At 43.4% G+C, this 19,564-nt stretch carries 15 protein-coding genes and 1 pseudogene; 2 read left to right on the top strand and 14 right to left on the bottom strand.

The annotated features are described in order from the left end of the window. Positions 1-9: 9 nt before the first annotated feature. The 9 genes from ACYX4W_RS07505 to ACYX4W_RS07465 all read right to left on the bottom strand — a co-directional run bounded on the left by ACYX4W_RS07505 (position 10) and on the right by ACYX4W_RS07465 (position 10,497). On the bottom strand, positions 10-828 hold the full coding sequence (locus tag ACYX4W_RS07505; protein ID WP_476075152.1) for a type II secretion system F family protein: 819 nt from the start codon (positions 826-828) through the stop codon (positions 10-12). Next, positions 825-1,694, bottom strand: coding sequence for a type II secretion system F family protein (locus tag ACYX4W_RS07500; RefSeq protein ID WP_476075151.1), 870 nt, complete (start codon positions 1,692-1,694; stop codon positions 825-827). The genes ACYX4W_RS07505 and ACYX4W_RS07500 overlap by 4 nt, the downstream gene beginning before the upstream one ends. Next, on the bottom strand, positions 1,687-2,976 hold the full coding sequence (locus tag ACYX4W_RS07495; protein ID WP_474853834.1) for a CpaF family protein: 1,290 nt from the start codon (positions 2,974-2,976) through the stop codon (positions 1,687-1,689). The genes ACYX4W_RS07500 and ACYX4W_RS07495 overlap by 8 nt, the downstream gene beginning before the upstream one ends. 5 nt (positions 2,977-2,981) lie before the next feature. Then, positions 2,982-3,749 carry an SAF domain-containing protein gene (locus ACYX4W_RS07490; RefSeq protein WP_476075150.1) on the bottom strand — a complete coding sequence of 256 codons (768 nt, stop codon included), beginning with the start codon at positions 3,747-3,749 and terminating at the stop codon, positions 2,982-2,984. A 68-nt stretch (positions 3,750-3,817) separates the two neighbouring features. Continuing rightward, complete coding sequence (locus ACYX4W_RS07485; RefSeq protein WP_474853832.1) at positions 3,818-4,201, bottom strand: hypothetical protein; 384 nt, start codon at positions 4,199-4,201, stop codon at positions 3,818-3,820. Between the two features lie 221 nt (positions 4,202-4,422). Further along, complete coding sequence (locus ACYX4W_RS07480) at positions 4,423-5,118, bottom strand: tetratricopeptide repeat protein (protein WP_476075149.1); 696 nt, start codon at positions 5,116-5,118, stop codon at positions 4,423-4,425. After that, a complete protein-coding gene (locus ACYX4W_RS07475) occupies positions 5,115-7,034 on the bottom strand; it encodes a pilus assembly protein N-terminal domain-containing protein (protein ID WP_476075148.1) in 1,920 nt (639 codons plus the stop codon). Before ACYX4W_RS07475 ends, ACYX4W_RS07480 begins: the two co-directional genes overlap by 4 nt. A 150-nt stretch (positions 7,035-7,184) precedes the next feature. Next, complete coding sequence (locus ACYX4W_RS07470; protein ID WP_476075147.1) at positions 7,185-9,521, bottom strand: ATP-binding protein; 2,337 nt, start codon at positions 9,519-9,521, stop codon at positions 7,185-7,187. Positions 9,522-9,558: 37 nt separating this feature from the next. Beyond that, a complete protein-coding gene (locus tag ACYX4W_RS07465; protein WP_474853824.1) occupies positions 9,559-10,497 on the bottom strand; it encodes a response regulator in 939 nt (312 codons plus the stop codon). 288 nt (positions 10,498-10,785) lie between these two features. On the opposite strand from ACYX4W_RS07465, the pseudogene ACYX4W_RS07460 reads away from it, so the two are divergent. After that, positions 10,786-12,379, top strand: a pseudogene (locus ACYX4W_RS07460) (ABC-F family ATPase). A 107-nt stretch (positions 12,380-12,486) separates the two neighbouring features. Here the strand turns inward: ACYX4W_RS07460 and ACYX4W_RS07455 are convergent. Next, positions 12,487-13,383 carry a hypothetical protein gene (locus tag ACYX4W_RS07455; protein ID WP_476075146.1) on the bottom strand — a complete coding sequence of 299 codons (897 nt, stop codon included), beginning with the start codon at positions 13,381-13,383 and terminating at the stop codon, positions 12,487-12,489. Between the two features lie 410 nt (positions 13,384-13,793). On the opposite strand from ACYX4W_RS07455, the gene ACYX4W_RS07450 reads away from it, so the two are divergent. Continuing rightward, positions 13,794-14,561, top strand: a complete 768-nt coding sequence (locus ACYX4W_RS07450; protein ID WP_476075145.1) for a MipA/OmpV family protein — start codon at positions 13,794-13,796, stop codon at positions 14,559-14,561. A gap of 154 nt (positions 14,562-14,715) precedes the next feature. Here the strand turns inward: ACYX4W_RS07450 and ACYX4W_RS07445 are convergent, their stop codons facing one another. The 4 genes from ACYX4W_RS07445 to hutC all read right to left on the bottom strand — a co-directional run bounded on the left by ACYX4W_RS07445 (position 14,716) and on the right by hutC (position 19,506). Continuing rightward, on the bottom strand, positions 14,716-15,258 hold the full coding sequence (locus ACYX4W_RS07445; protein ID WP_476075144.1) for a CreA family protein: 543 nt from the start codon (positions 15,256-15,258) through the stop codon (positions 14,716-14,718). Between the two features lie 69 nt (positions 15,259-15,327). Further along, positions 15,328-16,920, bottom strand: coding sequence for a histidine ammonia-lyase (gene hutH, locus ACYX4W_RS07440; protein WP_476075143.1), 1,593 nt, complete (start codon positions 16,918-16,920; stop codon positions 15,328-15,330). A 2-nt stretch (positions 16,921-16,922) separates the two neighbouring features. Beyond that, entirely contained in the window at positions 16,923-18,677 is a 1,755-nt protein-coding gene (hutU, locus tag ACYX4W_RS07435) for a urocanate hydratase (protein WP_476075142.1), read from the bottom strand. 106 nt (positions 18,678-18,783) lie between these two features. Next, positions 18,784-19,506 carry a histidine utilization repressor gene (gene hutC / locus ACYX4W_RS07430; protein WP_476075141.1) on the bottom strand — a complete coding sequence of 241 codons (723 nt, stop codon included), beginning with the start codon at positions 19,504-19,506 and terminating at the stop codon, positions 18,784-18,786. Between the last annotated feature and the right edge of the window lie 58 nt (positions 19,507-19,564).

Genomic DNA, 19,564 nt, shown 5'->3' with positions numbered 1-19,564 from the left:
ATTCGCTCCTTAAAGGTTTGACACTAGTAGCTTAAGCACAGTTAGCACTTGCAATGCTGCGGGAAAAAAGACAAGCACAAGAAACATAGGAAAGCTAATCAAGATGATGGGAAATGTGGTGTGCAGAGCTTTTTTATTCACTTTTTTAGCCAAGATAGCAGCCCGTTGCAGCTTAAAAGTTTGAAGCTGCGCTTCTACTGCTTGCGTTAGCGAAGTACCAAGCTCAACACCTATCGACATTAAGCTTGCAAGACGCTTTATTCCCTTAACGCCGGTTCTTAAATATAGCGCTTTAAACGCATCTTCTCGCGGTAGCCCCGCTTCGAGTTCGTAAACGAATAACCTTAGCTCCATAGAAAGGGGGTGTTTCTTACTTAGGCCGTGATTAACCGCCAAAATGAACGCTCTTTCAAAGTTAAATCCTGCGCGCATATATACTAGTAACACTCGCAAAAAGAATTCTAGGCTATTGTCTATTGCTGCTTGCCTGTTGCTGCGTTTGATATAAAACCAGAGGTCTGGAAGAAAGAAAGCGACAGAACAACTTATTAGTACCCAGGTGTTGTTTAAGTCATAAGGAACCAATTGTAAGGCGATGAACATCGTGAATGTGGACGCACCTTTTAGGCAAAAAACAGCAATAATGTCACTGTTAATAAAAACCCCTGCTTGCCGTAGATGCTTATTGGAAATCAACATCATGGGAAGCCACGACGTTTTCTTTAACGGTGATTTACGTTCGAAAAGCTTATTCTCACCACTTTTTTCTACGCGAATAAGCAGTGCTGTCGTTACCACTACACCTAAGAGTAAAAAGATATCTATCATGCTGTTACCCTCACTGATAAGCGAAGCCACAGAAGTCCAAATAATTGGCATAGAATAGCGGCGGTTAAAAACGCACTACCGCTTTCGTGATTCAGTAAAGGTTCAAACCATGTTGGATCTTTGTATTGGAAAAGTGGTATCAGAGCGTAGGGCAAAATTCCGCTGAAAAGCGCTGCGTATTTTGTTCCTGACAGCTTAGCCCTTAGTTGTTGTCTGTCTAGCTCGCGCGATGACATCATGGCGCACACACCTTTGAGCATATCGTTTAGATCGCAGTGGCTTTCGCTGTAGGTAATAATACTGTGGCTAAAAAGCCGAACGGTTTCGCAGTTATAGCGTTCAACTAAGGGCGTTAAACACGCTTCAACATCAGATGAAAGACTTAACCGGTTTATTAGTGCGCCACTTTCTCTTTTAATGGCGCCTTCACTGTGCTCGTGGGCAAACTTGATAGCGCCCTGTAAAGACATCCCCGTGCTGAGACAGGCTTGTGTCGATTCGATAAACGCTAAAAATTCCTGTTCAAACTTAACAAGTAACAAGCGAGCTATATCTACTGTAAAAATAAATAAGCCCAAAAAGCTGACCATTGCGATGATTAATGCGCTGGTAGTAGCCGAGGGGTATAGAAAACTAACAATCGCCCAGTTGATTGCACTGATACCAGCGAAAGCTATGATTACTAAAAAGGGATGAATTTTAATGCCCAACACACTTAACGATGTGCTTAAGGTGTCGCGTTCTCGCAGTGAATCCAGCTTTGGCTTTTTGATACTTTGCGCGGGCTGAATGCGAGAGAATATAAAATAAGACCCGCCTGCAGCCAGCAGAGCACCGCCTGTTAATAGCAAGTCAAAACTACCCATAGCATTCACCTTCTATCTCTAAAAAGTGAATAAAATCTTTTAAGCTAAAGCCCTGCTGGGAGATGAAGTCAAAAGTAGGTGACGATTGCGGTTCAAAACTATCCATTGAAGCAACGCCATCGCTTGAGAAGATTGTTTGGTACGAATAACGTTGCCCGATAGAAACTATCTCACCTACGCTTCGTAGCTGGCGCCGTCCATTAACGTCTCGCGTTACATGAACAATCAATTGCACACTACTTCCTATCAATGTATTAACGTGCGCGTCGGTTAGCTGTTGGTTGTTGAGTTGAACCAGTGTTCCCAGTCGGGTTAGTGCATCAACACCGCTGTTCGCGTGCAATGTGGTTATCGAGCCTTGGTGCCCACAACTCATCGCCTGAAGCATATCTACAACTTCTCCACCTCTCACTTCACCCACAATGATGCGATCCGCCCGCATTCTTAGCGCTGCTTTAACCAAGTCACGAAGTGATAAACTACCCTGACCTTCACTGTTCGCCATATGGGTTTCGAGTTGAACGACATGCTCATGATGCAATTGAAGTTCAATATTTTCTTCTATCGTGATAACCCGCTCGTGAGCACTGATACTGTTTGCAAGTACATTTAGCAGTGTCGTTTTGCCTGCGCCGGCATTTCCACAGATAACCATATTTACGCCGGCCGTTACCGCCGTCTTTAAAAAATTCATTACCGCAGCATCTACGTAACCACTTTCAATTAAGTAGCGCTCATCTACCTCTTTGTGGCTAAACTTTCTAATAGAAACAAGTGCAGCTTGAGTGCAAGCAGGGGGAACAACAACGTGAAGACGACTACCATCTGGCAACTTCCCATCGACAATCGGCTTAATAGTGCTAGCTTGACGACCGCAATTTTCTAGTAATCTATCCACAAAGCGTCTGAGGTGGACAGGATCATCAAAACGAGAAGAAGAACGTACTAAACTCCCCTTCTTCTCAACCCAAATCTCGTCAAAGTCATTAATAAGAATATCGGATACGTCGTTATCAATCATGAGCTCAGCGATGGGTCCTAGCCCCTGAACTTCATCACATACCGACTGAATAAGGTGTGTTTTTTGATACTCGGAAAGAAGACCACTCTCTATTTCCGGTATATCAGAACATAACGAATCAAGCGTCGAATTAAGGTTCGTCGAAAATAAACGTTCTGGCTCGTTTTCAAACTCGTCCAACACCGCTTGATGTAGAAGCTTTTTGAGCTCAGCCACTGACGTTTCAATTGTAGGTTCATTTAGAAAGTTGCGCCCGAACATATGCGTTACCTCGCAACAAAGACAGACTCTTTTTTAACGCCCTTAACCACTTCTACTGTTCTTGTAGTTTGTAAGCGCGTGAAGTCTTGTAATTTACCTTGCTCTATATCAAAAGCACTATGGACGATAACAGAGACGCGATCGGAACTGTCTATACCAGCAAGGGAATATACATTTTTTGGCATCACCGCTAATACTAACGAAGTTACAGATTGCGCCCCGCCAGATTGGCTCGACAACGCATCTATTACACCGCTATTTTTAGATTGGCTTCCAGGCTGCTTAGAAACACCGATGAGCTGAACATCGCGAGCGACAGTTCGAACACTTCTGCCTGATTTAGCAACGATGTCTAATCGGTCTCCTTTGTGAAGCCTTGAGATAGGAATATCAAGGTTAGGTAGTTTTAAAGTGTATAGTACTCGACCTGCCGGTATTGCCTCTGATAAGGCCTTCGCTTTCACTCTTACAAAGTCTGAACTGAATAACATCTCATCTTTGTACTTAGTGTTCGCCAGCTTTTTACCTATAATCGCACGTGGGTTTTGGACGCTCAGTGCTGCCGTTTTTAGAAGGTCTCCAGAAAGCTCTTGTTGCGAAATATCCTTGATAGTAATCACTTGACCGGCTGGAACGTTTTTATTAAGCACCCAAATATCTTTCGATTCGTCGTCGTTTATTTGGCGTACACCCAGTGCAGAAGCCATTAACCCCGACGTCATCAGTAGCGTAATTCCTACTGTTGTGGCGCCTTTATTCTTTGTCTGTTTCATTACTCACCCTCCCCCGTATGCTTTTAGGTGTGGCTGCAACTCAAGTTGCAGCCACATCAAAGCAACACTTAGTCGAAAGAACCGTTCGCTGCAGGGCCATCAGCTGCGGTACTTGCTGTAGCGCTTATAGACGCAGCTGTCTCGCTGAAGTCTGAATCAACGAAACTAAAGGCAACCTGGTCACCTGCATTCGTGTCTACTGCATCAACAAAGCCAGAGCCACTGATTTCCGCTGAAGCCTCGCCATTTACAATGCCGTCGAAGGCATAGCTTTGGTCAAGTGAACCAATGGCTTCAGCCACATCTTCAAGCTCTGCCGTTACCGAATCGCGTAGCGTTGCTAGCCCGATAACTAGTGCAGCAACCATTGAAGTAGATAAGATGATTAGTTCTGAAGTAAGAACAAACCCTTTTTGATTTTTGGCATTTCTAGTAGCTTTTACAGTTTTCATTTTGATCACCTTTTGTGCATCTATAAATTTTGGGGTATTCCCATAAGTTATTTTGCGATAAGCATGCCAAACACAAAAAACCTTAAATTTCATAAAGATAAAAGAAACCCGCTTTACAAAAATCATATTACTGCAATACGCTTTGCATTTTGCAAATCAAAAGAAAACCCACATTTCAAAATGCAAAAAAAAAGGCCCGAAGGCCTTTTCACAGCATCACATTAACAATTGGGGAGGTACTCTAGTGATGCTAAACGGGACACCACCAAAGCGCGATTCGGCGGTGACAGAGAGAGAGACTGCTTATAATAATTACACGCTTGATCTAACTGGTTTCCTACTTGGTTAATAAGCCCCAGATGATAATAATAAATACTATCTTCCAACCCGAAACGAAGCGAAGTACTTAAGTAACTCAATGCTTGCTTGTAGCTACCTTCAATATAATAAATTGAGGCTTTTTGCAGGTATGGCTTCGGATTGCTGGCATAAAGCGTAATCGCTTGTTCATTCAAACGCTTAGCTAACTTTATATTCCCCTCATTTAGTGCCATATCAGTACGCATTATTAAGGCAACAAGCGGTGGGAGATATTGGTTTACTAATTCATCCAGCACGACCTGAGCTTGAATTTGACGACCTGAATACAAGAAGACTGAAGATGCAATAACTTGTGTGTTGGTGTGGTTGGGATTTGCAAGCAGTAGTTGCTGAAGTTCTGACGCGGCCCCTGCGCAATCAATTTTCTTTTCGCCGTAGCAATTAATCCCGTTTTGTTTGATCTCATACCTTTCAACAAGCTCATTTAGAGCGGCATCAGGGTTAAGAATTGGAAGAAAATCAACCGATGCACAGCCTGTTATAAAAAGTACTACTAAAAAGGATAAAGTGTTTCGAACAAATATAAGCAACTTCATTGTGCATTCTCCTCAAAATAGACCAACGCTTCCTTAGAATGAGAAAGCTGCATCCATAGAGACGTATCGTTTACAGACTCTCTGACTAACGTAGGTGTAACCACAATAATAAGCTCTCGATTGTTACTACTGTTGCTGGTCGCTTCGCTAAGCTTTCCGAAAAGACTTTCGCCTTTGGTGTTAGGAACAAAATCGTGACTAGAATTACTGTCTGTACTCAATAGCCCTCCCACTACAAGAGGCTGACCATCGCGAAGACGCGCTGATGTTTGCATACTACGAGTATTAAACGCACTGCTGTTGAGGTCGCTACCGCTGCTTTGCGCTATTTGTGCAGTTAGTGTGGTGTCTGGCAACGAAATAACCGGATTGAGATCAAGGGTAATTCTATCTTTATCATCAACCAGCGCCCTAACGCTTAGCTCAACACCAAAAGACTTAAATTCAGTTCCACTAAAAACAGAGCCGGCGGCCCCTTGGTCTGTACCTTGTAATCCTGAGGGACTGTAAGTGGTAGGTACTGGAATTTCACCGCCCACTTTAAATACAGCACTTTCACCTGCCAAAACGGTCAGGGTTGGACGTGATAATGTACGCGATATCCCTTCTTGCTCTAATAGTGAAAAAAGCATATCAATCGCGAACTGAGAAGTACTCAATTGAAGGTTATTAGCAAATTGCCCGCTTACGAGTTGTAATGCATTTTCAATACTCGCTGACCCACTTTGGCGCTCGGTAATTCCTCCTAACCCGAATATCCCTTCTTCCTGGTTATATCCATTGGTCAATATACTGATATCGGGACGCCACTGCTGAAGCTGACGTTGATTTACTTCGTAAAGTTGAACTGATACGCGAATTTGAGGTAAATCCTTTACTTCGATACTCGACAATACTCGGCCACCTGCTAGCGACAACAGTGTCGCTCTACCAATGTTCGACTTAACATTACTTAATTGCAGAGCGCTGGCATCTGCTGCGGTTAACGCGCCAGATTCATTTGCGACCACTTCAATCATTGACTGGTCGCCAGAGCCAAGTGGTTGCTGACCTGCTCCTGGTATAGCTAGTGAAGCTGGCTGCGCGGCGCCTAGCCCCACGGGCACGAAAAGTTTACTAACCGCACTTAACACGCGAACAAGTTCAATTTGGTTTTCTACGTAGCCTGTAAGCATGAATACATCTTGCTCATCGGCATCTATTTCCCCTACGCGTATGCGCTCGACTTCTACGTTATCTGCGCCAAGCTCTGTTAGAAGCTCAGTTATTCTTTCCTCTTTTTTCTTAGGCTTTTGAGTAACTTTAATTAAGTTAATAATAGCGACTTTGTTTGACTGAGCCATTCTAGATGGGAGCCCACCCGTTCCTTGAAGCCTTTGCTGAAGTGTTTGCAGAATGTTTTGGTCAGCTTGAGGATTAAGCACAGGCTGCGACTGTTGTGAACTACTGGCATACAAGTAATTGCGAGCAGCAGTGTAGGCTGATTGACGATATGTTGCTGTGGGTACCGTGCCGCGCAACACGATGGCGTGCCTGTCTGGTGCTATCGTGAGTTGTACAGCAGGATGAATGTCTTTAAGCGCGTTTTCTAACACACTGTAATCTTCTGTAACGCTGAGTAAAAACGTTTCAGAACGATTATCCTGATACCAAACCATCATAGATGTTCGACCTAATTTTTTAGCCAAAATCAGGATTTCTCGACCGTCTACAACTTGCACATCAAGGGTCGTTTCATGACCCACCGCAACACGTTTTATGTCTTTGTTAAACACAAAACGCGTATGCGTCCATTTAACAAGGTGGTCGACACTGGACACCTTCTCACCATCTGCCATTTCGATGTAATCTAAATTACTGTTAGCAAGTGTTGAAACACTTAAAACACATAATATAGTCAAAAGAATAAATCTCATATTAACCTCCCCAGGTTGTCGAAAGGAAGGTTGCAAAGAACTGACCAAGCCCGAACAAAACGCTAACCAATTGAAGTTATTCAGGTAAATAACTCTATTTCCGAGGAGAGTGAATATTGGGAGATAAATGATTTGCAAAATGCAAAGCATTTAGCGATTAAGAAGACTTGAAACCCAAAGGTTAGCGTTTTCAATATGCTCGCTTTTCATTCTTGCTTGATTGCGTGTGCCCACATATTTATCTAGCACAGCAACTAACGATTCTATCTTTATTGGTTTGGGGAGATAGTCGTTCATTCCAATTTGAAGAAACATCTCTTTATCGCCTTCTAACGCATTGGCAGTAACAGCAACAATTGGCAGTGCGGCATATTTTGCCTGCCCGCGTATAACCCTCGTTGCTTCAATTCCATCCATAATTGGCATATGAATATCCATTAGTACTAACTCAAATACAGCTTGTCGCATATGCTCTAACGCTTCTAGACCATTCTCGGCAATTGTCACCTTACAGTTATATTTTTCTAGAAACTGGCAAGCAACGAACTGGTTATTTACATTATCTTCAACAAGAAGTATTGCTACTCCATTATAGTCGCGGCTTACTGTGTTTTTTACGTCATGCAGTTTATAGTTAGCGTATGCTTGTAAGCCAAAATCACGCAGTTCTTCTTCAAATTTTTGGTGAGCTTTTCCCAATAAAAAGGGCGTAATTGGTCCTTCTACAAAGTGAACATTTTCCCTTAAATCTTTTTCGAAAGAAGTATCACGTTTGCTATTAATAAAAAGCACTAGGTTATCCTGTGAAAGCTGCTGAGCAAATGCCAGGGCTTGGCTCCCTCCACAGTGAAAAATAAAGTGTGTGTTTTTATAGTGGGTGTTTATATTTAGATCGGAACTATGTTCGAACTCAACAGTGTGACCCGCACGAGTTATAAAATTAAAGAGGGCATCGGCTATAGGTTTAATTTCACAGCATATGACAAAGCTTATTTCAGTTGTCTCTTTTTTAGGCTTTGCTTCGCAAACTTTCTCAAACGGTAAAGACAAGCTAAAGCAACTACCTTCATTAACTTTGGAGCGGACAGTTATGCTCCCTTTCATAGCGGTAACAATTTGATGGCAAATCGCCAGTCCCAACCCACTTCCTCCCACACGTCGCTTAATTGAATTATCACCTTGTACAAAGGGCTTAAAGAGTGTGTTGATATAATTGCTGTCTATACCCAGTCCAGTATCTTCAATTTCTACAATTAAGTTCTCATTGATACTGCACCTCACAAGTACCCATCCCTTGTCGGTAAATTTAATGGCGTTAGTGACTAAGTTTAGAATAATTTGTTTAAACCTATTTTCGTCACCTAAGAAGTAAAGGGGACATGTCGAGGTGATGTCACAAACAAGTGAAAGTTGCTTTTTAAAAGCAAGAGATTCTACTACTGAGAATACATGCTCTATGCTGTCTATCAGAGAAAAGCGCTCGTTACTCAACTCTATGCCTCGCTCTTCACTGCGGGAGTAAAATAAAACATCATCTACGATGTTGAGTAATGATTTTCCGCTTACCTGTATGAGGTGAGAAAATTCCGCTTGGTCAGGTGTTAGCCCTGAATCACTAAGTAGCTCTGATGCTCCAAGTATTGCATTTAGTGGTGTTCTAATTTCATGGCTAATACTCGCCATAAATCGCGTTTTAGTTTGCGCCAATGCCTCAGCGCGCTTTTTTTCCTCCTCTAGCGCCATAGTATTTAAAATACGTTGATTGATGTTATGGAGTTTTATAACGCAGTAATCTTGCTCATATGGGATTGACGCACGAGCTTTGTTTATTTGACTTTGAGTTGACATATCTTCTACTGATAACTCAAACCAACACAGTTCATTTTCTTTGGTCAGCACTTGGATATCTAATTTGTGGGGCTTACCAGCAATTAACGCGGATGCGACATCTGCTTTAAAGGGCTCGGCGATTACACTAAAGATATTGGTTGCGCCGTTATAATTAATGTTACGCACCCATTCCTTGCTGGAAAATAGAATCTCTCCCTTTCGCGTTACGCGCAAGATAACTTCACTAACAATGTCAGAGAAAAAGCGATAGCCACTTTCTATCACATACTGATGAGCCCCTTTCTCAGCACTTTCATGGATATCGCTTTGTACGGCAAGAAAAAAGCCTAAAAAGCCATTACTCTTTACTATCTTGCACTCATAAATATCAGGCGTGGCGCCTTTAGACGATAACTGTAATATAACCTCTTGTGGTGTGTTATCAGGAACTAGTTCACACAATTCTGGAAGGTAGGCACCTTCAACTTTAGCAAAACTGAAAAACGACCGGCCTATTAGCTTTGACGTTGAGAGCCCGACTTTTCGCGCAATGAGTAAACTGCAATCGACAACATCCCCGTTGGCACTACAAATAACCATTTGCTGACCCGACAACGCCAACATATGAAGAAGAATTCTGTCTGTCATTTTAGGCATTAGCATGCTCCTAAGCCCGAGATAATTTCACAAGTAACTATAGTGGGGTAAGTTTTACTAAACGACGCTCTTCAATAAACTCTTGTACCAATCGCTTTAAAACTAATTTTGATACCGGCTTAGATATCATTTTGTCAGCGCCTTTTTTGACGACATGTGCGATTTCTTTTGAATTTGCAATTCCAGATAAGATAACTTTGGCGGCAGCCACATTTGGTCCCGTCTTTTGTACTTTACTGATAACATCACTGCCGTACAATTCCGGCATTTTTTCGTCCAAAAGTAGGACGTCAAAATGATGAGACATGGCAAGAGATAGTGCCTCTTTTCCATCTTTGGCAGTAAACACGTCCACGCCAAGGCTTTTTAACATCGCTGCGGTCGCACCGAGGCTCGCTGGACTATCATCTGCTACCAGTACAGAAAGTTGTTTGCGCTTCAAGGTCTGCAAAATGAGTTCAATTTCGCAATTTAGAAAAGGAAAGTAAGCTTTTGGGGCTGTGGGGTTTTCTTTTAGCGCTTGAGAAATACTACTGATGGGATAGACCTGTATTGTCGACGCACTGCAATTAGATTCGTTGGACCAGCGCCATTTCCATCGGCTATTTCCCATACGAAAGTCGCTATAACGCTGAACATCATCAATAGTTCTAAGACCTAATTCTATTTGAGACAGCTCTGTCTTAGCAGGGAACGGCACGCGATATACGATTTCTCTGTCAAAACGCGATATAACTTTACCGTTAAACGAAACACGCAAAGAAGAACGGCTTCTACTGATAACTAGCGCTCCTCCCCCTACTTTTTTGCTAAGGTTATTCAACGCGACATCGATTTGAGGCAAAGCATTTAGAAGTCTATTTTCGGCTATCATGCATTCTAAAAAGCCAGTTTGATTATCAATAAAAGAAATGCCATGACTACTGTAACCTCGATGATGAATAAAACATCGAATAATATCGATAAGATTTAACATAATAGGCGCCTCCAGTTTTTAATTGTTATCAATAATGATGCCACTTACAGCAAATCGGCTTAATTCGTTGATATTCCGAGATTTAATATGAGCAACAAAAACTCATTCAGCTTCAACGTCTACCACTTTTATAATTTCGCTTTGCAAAATGCTAAGCATTAACAGAAAGCAACACCGATAAGGCTCGACATCCCACGCCCTTTTCCTTATAGTGCGCGGCCATCGTCATTTGTATGAGTTTTGTACTCACAGACGCTAGACTCTTTCACCACCCTTTGGATACCTGTTTTGATTACCACCGCAAATATCACAATGCAGTTTGGCTCTAAGCCATTATTTGAAAATATTTCCGCAAAATTCGGCAACGGCAACCGATACGGCCTGATAGGCGCTAACGGTTGTGGTAAGTCTACCTTTATGAAAATTTTAAGCGGTAAACTTACGCCAACCTCGGGCAACGTCTCAATGGCACCGGGTACGAAACTAGGTATATTAAGTCAGGACCAATTTGCGTTCGAAGAATACAGTGTGGTTGACACCGTGATCATGGGTGACCGTGAATTATGGGAGGTTAAACAAGAGCGTGACGCCATTTACAGCAAGGCTGAAATGAGTGAAGAAGATGGTATGCGCGTGGCAGACTTAGAAACTCAGTTTGCCGAAATGGATGGCTATACAGTTGAAGCCCGCGCTGGTGAAATACTTACATCTGCCGGTATCGACGAAGACTATCACTTCGGTTTGATGAAGGAAGTGGCCCCAGGTAAAAAAGTACGTGTACTTTTAGCCCAAGCCCTATTTGCCGAGCCTGATATTCTGCTTCTAGACGAACCAACTAACAACTTGGATATTTACACCATCAGTTGGCTTGCAGAAGAACTTAATAAGCGTAAGTCGACCATGCTTATTATTTCGCACGACAGACACTTCCTAAATTCTGTGTGCACACATATGGCCGATATCGATTATGGTGAACTGCGTGTTTACCCAGGTAACTACGATGATTACATTCAGGCAGCCATGCTAGTTCAAGAGCAGCTTCATGCAGAAAATGCTAAAAAATCAGCCGAAATTGAAGAGTTGCAGAGCTTTGTAGCGCGATTCTCTGCCAACGCATCGAAAGCTAAACAAGCTACTTCGCGCGCACGTCGCCTTGAGAAGATTGAGCTAGCTGAAGTAAAAGCGTCTAGCCGTCGTAAGCCTTATATTGTATTTAAGCAGCATAAAAAACTTCACCGCCTTGCAATTACCCTTGAAGATTTAGGCCATAGCTATCCAGACCTTCCGTTATTCGACAATGCTAACTTATTGTTGGAAGCGGGGCAGCGCCTAGCCATCATCGGTGAAAACGGCGCAGGTAAAACTACGCTTTTAAAATGCCTAGTGAATGACATTGAGCCTACCGCTGGTAGCTATAAGTGGGCAGAAAATGCCGCAATTGGCTACATTCCACAGGACAACGCCAAATACTTTGCTGAAGATATCACTATGTTTGAGTGGATGAGCCAATGGCGCAGTCCGAAACATGACGACCTGCAAATTAAGGGCATGTTAGGCCGTTTATTGTTTACTTCTGATGATTTCAATAAACGTGTTCAGGTATGTTCTGGTGGTGAGAAAAACCGTTTATTGTTCGGAAAGCTTATGCTTGAAGACATCAACGTATTGGTAATGGACGAGCCTACCAACCACATGGACATGGAATCGATTGAAGCGCTGAACAATGCACTCTACAAGTTTGACGGTACGGTTATTTTCGTTAGTCACGATCGCGAGTTTGTTTCATCGCTGGCGACACAAATTATAGAGATAAAAGACAAACAGTCTGAATCACTTCGATGGCAACTATGAAGAGTTTTTGGCGCATAAAGAAAACGCATAAAAAACGCGTACGCGCCACTAACGTCACCTACACACCTTTAAGGTTTTGATGGTAAACCTAAAAAAACGGGCACTTAATTAAGTGCCCGTTTTTTGTTTTTTTGAAACTTATTGATTGGAAAAATACTTAGCCGCCGTTTCAGCTAAACGTTCAAAATAGCTCATTATTGAATTTTTAATAGGCGCTAGTTCTTTTTCTGTAACTTCATCAAAGTCTTCAGGTGGGACAAATTCTTCAATGCGCACGTTCTTCATGGCGTCATCTTGTAACTCTTTAAACAAAGGTTTCGAAACAATGTCTACGGGCTTGTCCAAGCTTTCGATAGTTATATCAAAACTTGCGGAGGCGATGTAATAATCGGTTCCCAAAAAGCTCCGAGTAAATAGGCCGAACCCTTCACTTTGATGTTCTGAGCAACCATAAGTACCGCATTCTGTGATGGCTACTGTTGGTGCCTCTTGAACAATAATAATTTTTGTAACACCGTCAGCTAACAGCGACTTTCTAAGTGCATTTTGGTTTTCATTAAAAGACCAATTGCTATCTTGCTTCACCACGAAATCTAGTTGCCATGCTCCTTTAACTTTGGGTGACACATCAACTACTTCAAATCGGCTTGACTGCTCTATTGCTGTTTTAAGTTTAGTAAAAAGCGTAGATGCTATCTGCCAGTCGTATGAATACTCTTTCGTGAAGTTATTAAACTTAGTCGTACCTACATGGGTGTGCGATGGGAATTCATTAGCATTGATGAAAACCCCTATCTTTTGCTTCGGTGCTTCTATCGGTTCTTTAGCTTCATCGGCTTCGGCCTCGCTTTCTTGCTCTGAATCATCAACCTTCTTATCTACCGCATCATTGTTTGTTTGATCACCTGAACTTGATTTATCGACATTAATCTCGGTAGGAACACTTTCACCTGGATCCACACCTCTTTGCGTTACACATCCTGTTGCCAGCATTGATATGGCAACCAGCACACTAAACTTTGTCACAAACTTCATAACACTTCCCTATTTCAAAGCTAATGAGCTTAATACTGAATTTAGACTATTCTGGTTTTGCACTAAACCTCTTCTCAGTTTATTACAAGCAATCTTCTCTATCGATAGAAAGTTACTTTAAGCATTCTCACGCACAGTTTAATTTTCCAAATCGCTTTAAATTTACCTGTAACAAACAACCTTCACACTGCTTCCAGTGATTTCATTTTTCATAAAAGAAAAGCTAACAATAGAGATGATTACCGCTGCGATTTGTAAACGGGGTTAGTTGGCCTACTAACTACCCGCTTTGAAAAAGATATAGCCCTTTTGGGTTACACCTTTGAATAAACACCGTATGTGAAGAGCGGGCAAAGAATTGATCGAACCTGAAGTTTAGGCTGTATTGTGATTAAAAAGGAAATTAATTAATGACTCTATTAAAGTGTTTAGGCTCAGTAAGCCTGTCAACATTACTCGCGTTCTCCTCCACCGTTTCTGCACAGCAGTCAGCAAGACCACAACAGCCTCAAGGCTGGATGTGGGGTTTTGGTGTTGCCGCATCTCAAGACGTTTATACCGACTTTGATAACCGCATTGTGCCTATACCTATTATTGGCTATACAGGTGAAAAGCTTAGGGTGTACGGACCATTCATAGGTTACGAGTTGTTTAGAGAAAAGGGCTTCACTCTTGATGCCCAACTTGTGCCGGTATTTGCAGGTTATGAAGAAGATGACAGCGCCGTGTTTACCGGTATGGAAGATAGAGACTTTAGTTACGCGGCTGGCGTTGGCCTCAACTATAATGCGGGCAGCTGGGTATATTCATTGTCAACCAATGCGGATATTCTGGGTAAGTTCGACGGCTACCAAGCGTCAGCTCGAATAGGCAAACAATTTAGAGTAGATAACTTCATGATAGAGCCATCGGTCGGCGTTACCTACCAAGACAGTAATTATGTCGACTACTATTACGGTGTGCGCCCCGAGGAAGCTACTGCGTTTCGAAACACATATAACGGTGATAGCGCGCTTAATACAGAAATACGTGTCGCTGTTTCTACCCGCCAGTTTCTAGGCGGAATGACCCGTTTAGAGGTTGGCGCAACTTTCTTTGACGATAGCATTAGTGATAGCCCGCTAACCGACGATGACACCGCATTAAGTGCCATGCTGGTTTACACGCGCTTTTTCTAAGCGATTGCCACCTTTCACTACAGTCGTGTAAAGTTTCATAGCTGAGCTTCCTGTACTAGTTTATAAACGCTATCACGCTTAGCCTTGAAAGCTATGAACACCATTAAAAATGCCCTCACTTTTGAGGGCATTCGCGTTATTTACACGATAGTATCTACGTCGATTTTTTGAAGGCAAGCGTCTCCCACAGGGGAACGGTAGACAAGCTATGTTTGTAACTTCCTGATGTTTCTTTAGTGCTGTAAGACAAGTAAATCAGAGTTTTCGAGTCTGCATCATAAATCCGTCGAATCTTCATATTTTTGAAAAACACGCTTTTAGATTTTTTGAATATCACTTCACCGGAATCTGACTTATCAATAGCCTCTAGCATCTCTTCTGTGATTGGACCGGTTTGTTTGCACGCAATAGAACTGTCTGACGGATCAGACAAATCTAAATTCGCTTCAATACTTGAAATATGACAGGTAACGCCGGTGACAACAGGGTCTTGAAGCGCATCAATTTTGATGTCTTTTGTGGTAAAGAGGCCAAGCGACACGTCGCCAACTTCGCTATCACTACAGCCTGCTAGCGTAAAAAGCGAAGCAGTGAGTAGCCCAAGTACAGAACCTTTGAAAGCGCTGCTTTTTATTGAAATCCTATTTAAAAAAGCACGGTGTTTTTTGAGCTTCACCCAACGTCCGCTTGTTTTCATACCTTTATCGCCTCTATGCTAATTATAACCTTTTATGTACCTACTCGAATTACCGAGTCTGTGATCATTTTAGCCTAACAGGTTTAGCTGTATTTTATCCATAAGCGCATGCTGTTTTATAAGTTGCTTGGCTTTTTCAATGTCCGGCGCGAAATAGCGATCTTTGTCGTAAAAAGGCACTTGCTTTCTTAGCAACTGCATTAATTCCTGCAGCTTTTCACTCGTTGTTAACGGTTTTCTAAAATCTAAACCTTGGCAGGCCGCTAACCATTCAATGGCTAAAATGCCCGCTACGTTGTCAAAAATGTCTCTTAATCGCCTTGCCGCAAATGTAGCCATAGACACGTGATCTTCTTGGTTAGCAGACGTAGGCAAAGAATCGATGGATGCTGGGTGCGCCAAGGTTTTATTTTCACTAGCAAGTGCCGCACAGGTCACCTGCGCAATCATAAACCCTGAGTTTACACCACCGTTTTCAACCAAAAATGGCGGCAAGCCGCTTAAGTGAGTATCTATCATTAGCGACATCCTACGCTCTGACAGCGCGCCAATTTCAGACAGCGCAATAGCTAACATGTCTGCTGCCATCGCCACTGTTTCCGCATGAAAGTTTCCGCCAGACAAAATATCGCCAGCGGTAGCATCGCCAACATTTGAGCCATCACTAGTTTCAACAAAAACTAACGGGTTATCGCTAACGCCATTTGCTTCAGTCACTAGAATATCTTGAGCGTAGCGCATTTGCTGTAAACAGGCTCCCATCACTTGAGGCTGGCAGCGCAATGAATACGGATCTTGCACTTTTTCACACCTTTGATGTGAATTGCCAATCTCTGAGGTATCTAGCAATGCTCTAAAAGCCGAGGCTACATCGCACTGGCTTTTATGGCCGCGCACTTCGTGAATGCGCGCGTCGAATGGCACGCGAGAGCCTAACGCGGCTTCGACCGTAAGCGCACCAACACCGATAGCACTATGAAGTGCATTTTCAGTGTAAAATAACCCCTGAAGTGCAAACGCTGTTGATGCCTGTGTACCGTTTAACAGTGCTAAGCCTTCTTTGGGTGCCAGCGCAATTGGCTCCATGCCCGCTATTTCTAATGCTTTGGCTGCACTTATACGTTCTCCTTTGTAGAAGGCTTCTCCTTCTCCTAAAAGCACCACACTCATGTGTGCTAAAGGCGCTAAGTCTCCACTAGCCCCTACCGAACCTTTTTCAGGAATGGCAGGGTAAACCTGTGCGTTAAATAAAGTAATCAGCGCCTCTATCACACTCAACCGAATGCCCGAAAAACCCCGTGCTAGCGAATTAATCTTTAGCAGCATAAGTAAACGCACTGTATCTTCTTGCATAAAGTCACCGGTACCGGCCGCATGAGAAAGTACTATACTGCGCTGCAATAACTCCAATTCATCGACATCAATTCGTGTATTAGCCAATAACCCAAAGCCAGTGTTAATGCCGTACACGGTTCGGTTTTCTTCTATGACGTTCAACACAACTTGCTCGGCAGCGTTTACGGCAGGTATCGCACTTTCCACCAGCGACAAGTGAATATGGTTTCGATGCACTTCTCTTAACTGTTCTAGGGTCAGTGTGCCAGGCACCAGCACTAACTTTTTAATACCGTCTTGCTCAGTGAAAAAAGACATCTGGGACATGATTACGCCTCCCCGTGTAAGCTTTGGTGTGAGCTATTTTGGAGTGAACTATAATTTGAACCTTCATTGCCAGCCCCTCGATTATTAGCCACGGAATTTACCATAGGAAGGTCAAGGTTATGTTTGTCCGCACAATCTTTTGCAATGTCATAGCCTGCATCGGCATGACGCATGACGCCTGTGGCGGGGTCGTTATGAAGTACCCGAGCTATACGTTCGGCCGCTGCATTAGTACCGTCACAAACGATAACCACGCCTGAGTGTTGGCTGAAGCCCATTCCTACACCACCGCCATGATGAAGGCTTACCCAAGTTGCACCACCCGCTGTGTTTAATAGCGCGTTTAATAACGGCCAGTCCGAAACCGCATCTGAACCATCGAGCATGGCTTCAGTTTCTCTATTTGGTGACGCTACCGAACCAGAGTCGAGATGATCTCGACCAATCACTACTGGTGCACTTAGCTCACCACTGCGCACCATTTCGTTAAAGGCAAGCCCAAGCTTTTGTCTTTCACCTAGTCCAACCCAGCAAATACGCGCAGGCAGGCCTTGGAACTGAATGCGTTCCTTGGCCATATCTAGCCAGTTATGTAGATGCGGGTTATCGGGTATAAGCTCTTTAACTTTAGCGTCCGTTTTATAGATATCTTCTGGATCGCCAGATAAAGCAGCCCACCTAAAGGGCCCTATGCCCTGACAGAACAGCGGACGAATATAAGCGGGTACGAAACCTGGGAAATCAAAAGCATGCTCAACGCCTTCTTCCAGTGCCATTTGTCTAATGTTGTTGCCATAATCGAGCGTCGCCGCGCCCGCCTGTTGAAAGCCCAGCATGGCTTTAACCTGTAATGCCATCGACTCTTTCGCTTTTTTAATCACGCAAGCTTCGTCTTTTATACGCTGCGCCTCGGCTTGATCTAGCGTCCACCCCACAGGTAGATAACCATTCAGCGGATCGTGAGCACTGGTTTGATCGGTTACGACATCTGGAATTATTCCGTTTTCTAGCACATCGGGAAATACCTCAGCAGCATTGCCGAGCAAGCCTATTGAAACGGGTTTCCCGTCTTGTTTAGCCTCATCTAGCAAGCGCATAGCTTCTTCTAACGAATGCGCTTTTTTGTCCAGATAGCCCGTTCGAATTCTGAAATCTATGCGGGTTTCATCAACTTCCACTGCCACCATTGAAAAGCCAGCCATGGTAGCCGCAAGTGGCTGTGCTCCACCCATACCGCCTAAGCCGCCCGTTAAAATCCAGCGCCCATTAGCGTTGCCGTCAAAATGGGTTTTGGCCACGCTCACGAAGGTTTCATACGTGCCTTGCACAATACCTTGCGAGCCTATGTATATCCACGACCCTGCCGTCATTTGCCCGTACATCATCAAGCCTTCTTTATCCAGCGCGTTAAAGTGCTCCCAGTTAGCCCAGTGCGGAACAAGGTTAGAATTAGCAATTAACACGCGAGGTGCGTTTTCATGGGTTGGAAATACGCCAACCGGCTTGCCTGACTGGATAAGCAATGTTTCGTCAGTATTTAAGCGCTTAAGCACTTCAACAATTTTGTCGTATGACGCCCAATCTCGGGCCGCTCGCCCAATGCCGCCGTAAACTACCAAGTTTTGTGGATGTTCCGCCACTTCTGGATCTAGGTTATTCATTAACATGCGAAGCGGCGCTTCGGTTTGCCAACTCTTTGCGTTTAACGTATTTCCTCTTGGGGCACGAATTTCTCTTGTAGGGTCGAGGCGTTTCATAAACTTCTCCTAGGCATCTTTTTCTTTTACTGAAATATTAGTGTTATAAGAATCAGTATCTTTATAAAAAGCGCCTTTAGAATTAGCGTCTTAGGCGCGTTTACACTTAAAACTCCAAGTGCCCTCCCAGTCGGTATCTACTGCCAGGGTGGAGCAGCACGGCGTGGCTAACCACAGCGGCTGACCCTTTTCCATTCCCCGTCCCACGGGAAAATGTCCTTCGAGTAATCTTTAGGCAAGGTTCTTTAGGCTTTATCAGTAACGCTTGTGCAATATCTTTTTCAACAATTACAGCTTCAACGCTGTGGTCCGCCTGAGAAAGCGGCGCGACTTGGTTCAGATAGAAGTTTGCGGTTTGCGCTTTAAAATCCTTATCTAAGTAGTCGTTAATCCAAGCTGGATTAACCCACCTTTCTTCATACTGAACAGGCAAGTTGTTTTCGCAATGGACAATAATGCTGTGAAATACAGTTTCTCCCACATCAACGGCTAGGCGCTGTGAAATAGCATCACTGGCAGGCGCAGTTTCAAGCACCAATATCTCGTTAGTGTATCTATGCCCCCGCCTCTCAATTTCATCGCGAATACTCTTAATTTCTAACATTGAACTCATAGGGCGACTATCTGACACAAAAGTGCCTATTCCCTGACTGCGCATTAAGATACCTTCATCTACCATCTCACTTAACGCACGCCGCGCTGTCATTCGGCTAACACCATGTTGCTGGGCAAGTTGGTTTTCTGAAGGCACCTGACTACTCGGCTTCATTTCACCGCTTTCAATGGCATCCAAAATTGCCGTTTTGATAATCCTGTATCGAGGTTGCATATCGTGAGTTCACAACTAAATTGTTAATAATATGATAACAGCATACTTGTATATACAA

Source organism: Alteromonas sp. ABH4_454 (assembly GCF_056311775.1).
This window is presented reverse-complemented; position numbering and strand designations above follow the sequence as displayed.

Bases quoted from the DNA above. Each gene is read 5' to 3' on its own strand.
- ACYX4W_RS07500 (WP_476075151.1), bottom strand. From the start codon at position 1,694: ATGGGTAGTTTTGACTTGCTATTAACAGGCGGTGCTCTGCTGGCTGCA.
- ACYX4W_RS07450 (WP_476075145.1), top strand. From the start codon at position 13,794: ATGACTCTATTAAAGTGTTTAGGCTCAGTAAGCCTGTCAACATTACTC.
- ACYX4W_RS07445 (WP_476075144.1), bottom strand. From the start codon at position 15,258: ATGAAAACAAGCGGACGTTGGGTGAAGCTCAAAAAACACCGTGCTTTT.
- ACYX4W_RS07455 (WP_476075146.1), bottom strand. From the start codon at position 13,383: ATGAAGTTTGTGACAAAGTTTAGTGTGCTGGTTGCCATATCAATGCTG.
- hutU (WP_476075142.1), bottom strand. From the start codon at position 18,677: ATGAAACGCCTCGACCCTACAAGAGAAATTCGTGCCCCAAGAGGAAAT.
- ACYX4W_RS07495 (WP_474853834.1), bottom strand. From the start codon at position 2,976: ATGTTCGGGCGCAACTTTCTAAATGAACCTACAATTGAAACGTCAGTG.
- ACYX4W_RS07490 (WP_476075150.1), bottom strand. From the start codon at position 3,749: ATGAAACAGACAAAGAATAAAGGCGCCACAACAGTAGGAATTACGCTA.
- ACYX4W_RS07485 (WP_474853832.1), bottom strand. From the start codon at position 4,201: ATGAAAACTGTAAAAGCTACTAGAAATGCCAAAAATCAAAAAGGGTTT.
- ACYX4W_RS07480 (WP_476075149.1), bottom strand. From the start codon at position 5,118: ATGAAGTTGCTTATATTTGTTCGAAACACTTTATCCTTTTTAGTAGTA.
- ACYX4W_RS07470 (WP_476075147.1), bottom strand. From the start codon at position 9,521: ATGCCTAAAATGACAGACAGAATTCTTCTTCATATGTTGGCGTTGTCG.
- hutH (WP_476075143.1), bottom strand. From the start codon at position 16,920: ATGTCCCAGATGTCTTTTTTCACTGAGCAAGACGGTATTAAAAAGTTA.
- ACYX4W_RS07475 (WP_476075148.1), bottom strand. From the start codon at position 7,034: ATGAGATTTATTCTTTTGACTATATTATGTGTTTTAAGTGTTTCAACA.
- hutC (WP_476075141.1), bottom strand. From the start codon at position 19,506: ATGCAACCTCGATACAGGATTATCAAAACGGCAATTTTGGATGCCATT.
- ACYX4W_RS07465 (WP_474853824.1), bottom strand. From the start codon at position 10,497: ATGTTAAATCTTATCGATATTATTCGATGTTTTATTCATCATCGAGGT.
- ACYX4W_RS07505 (WP_476075152.1), bottom strand. From the start codon at position 828: ATGATAGATATCTTTTTACTCTTAGGTGTAGTGGTAACGACAGCACTG.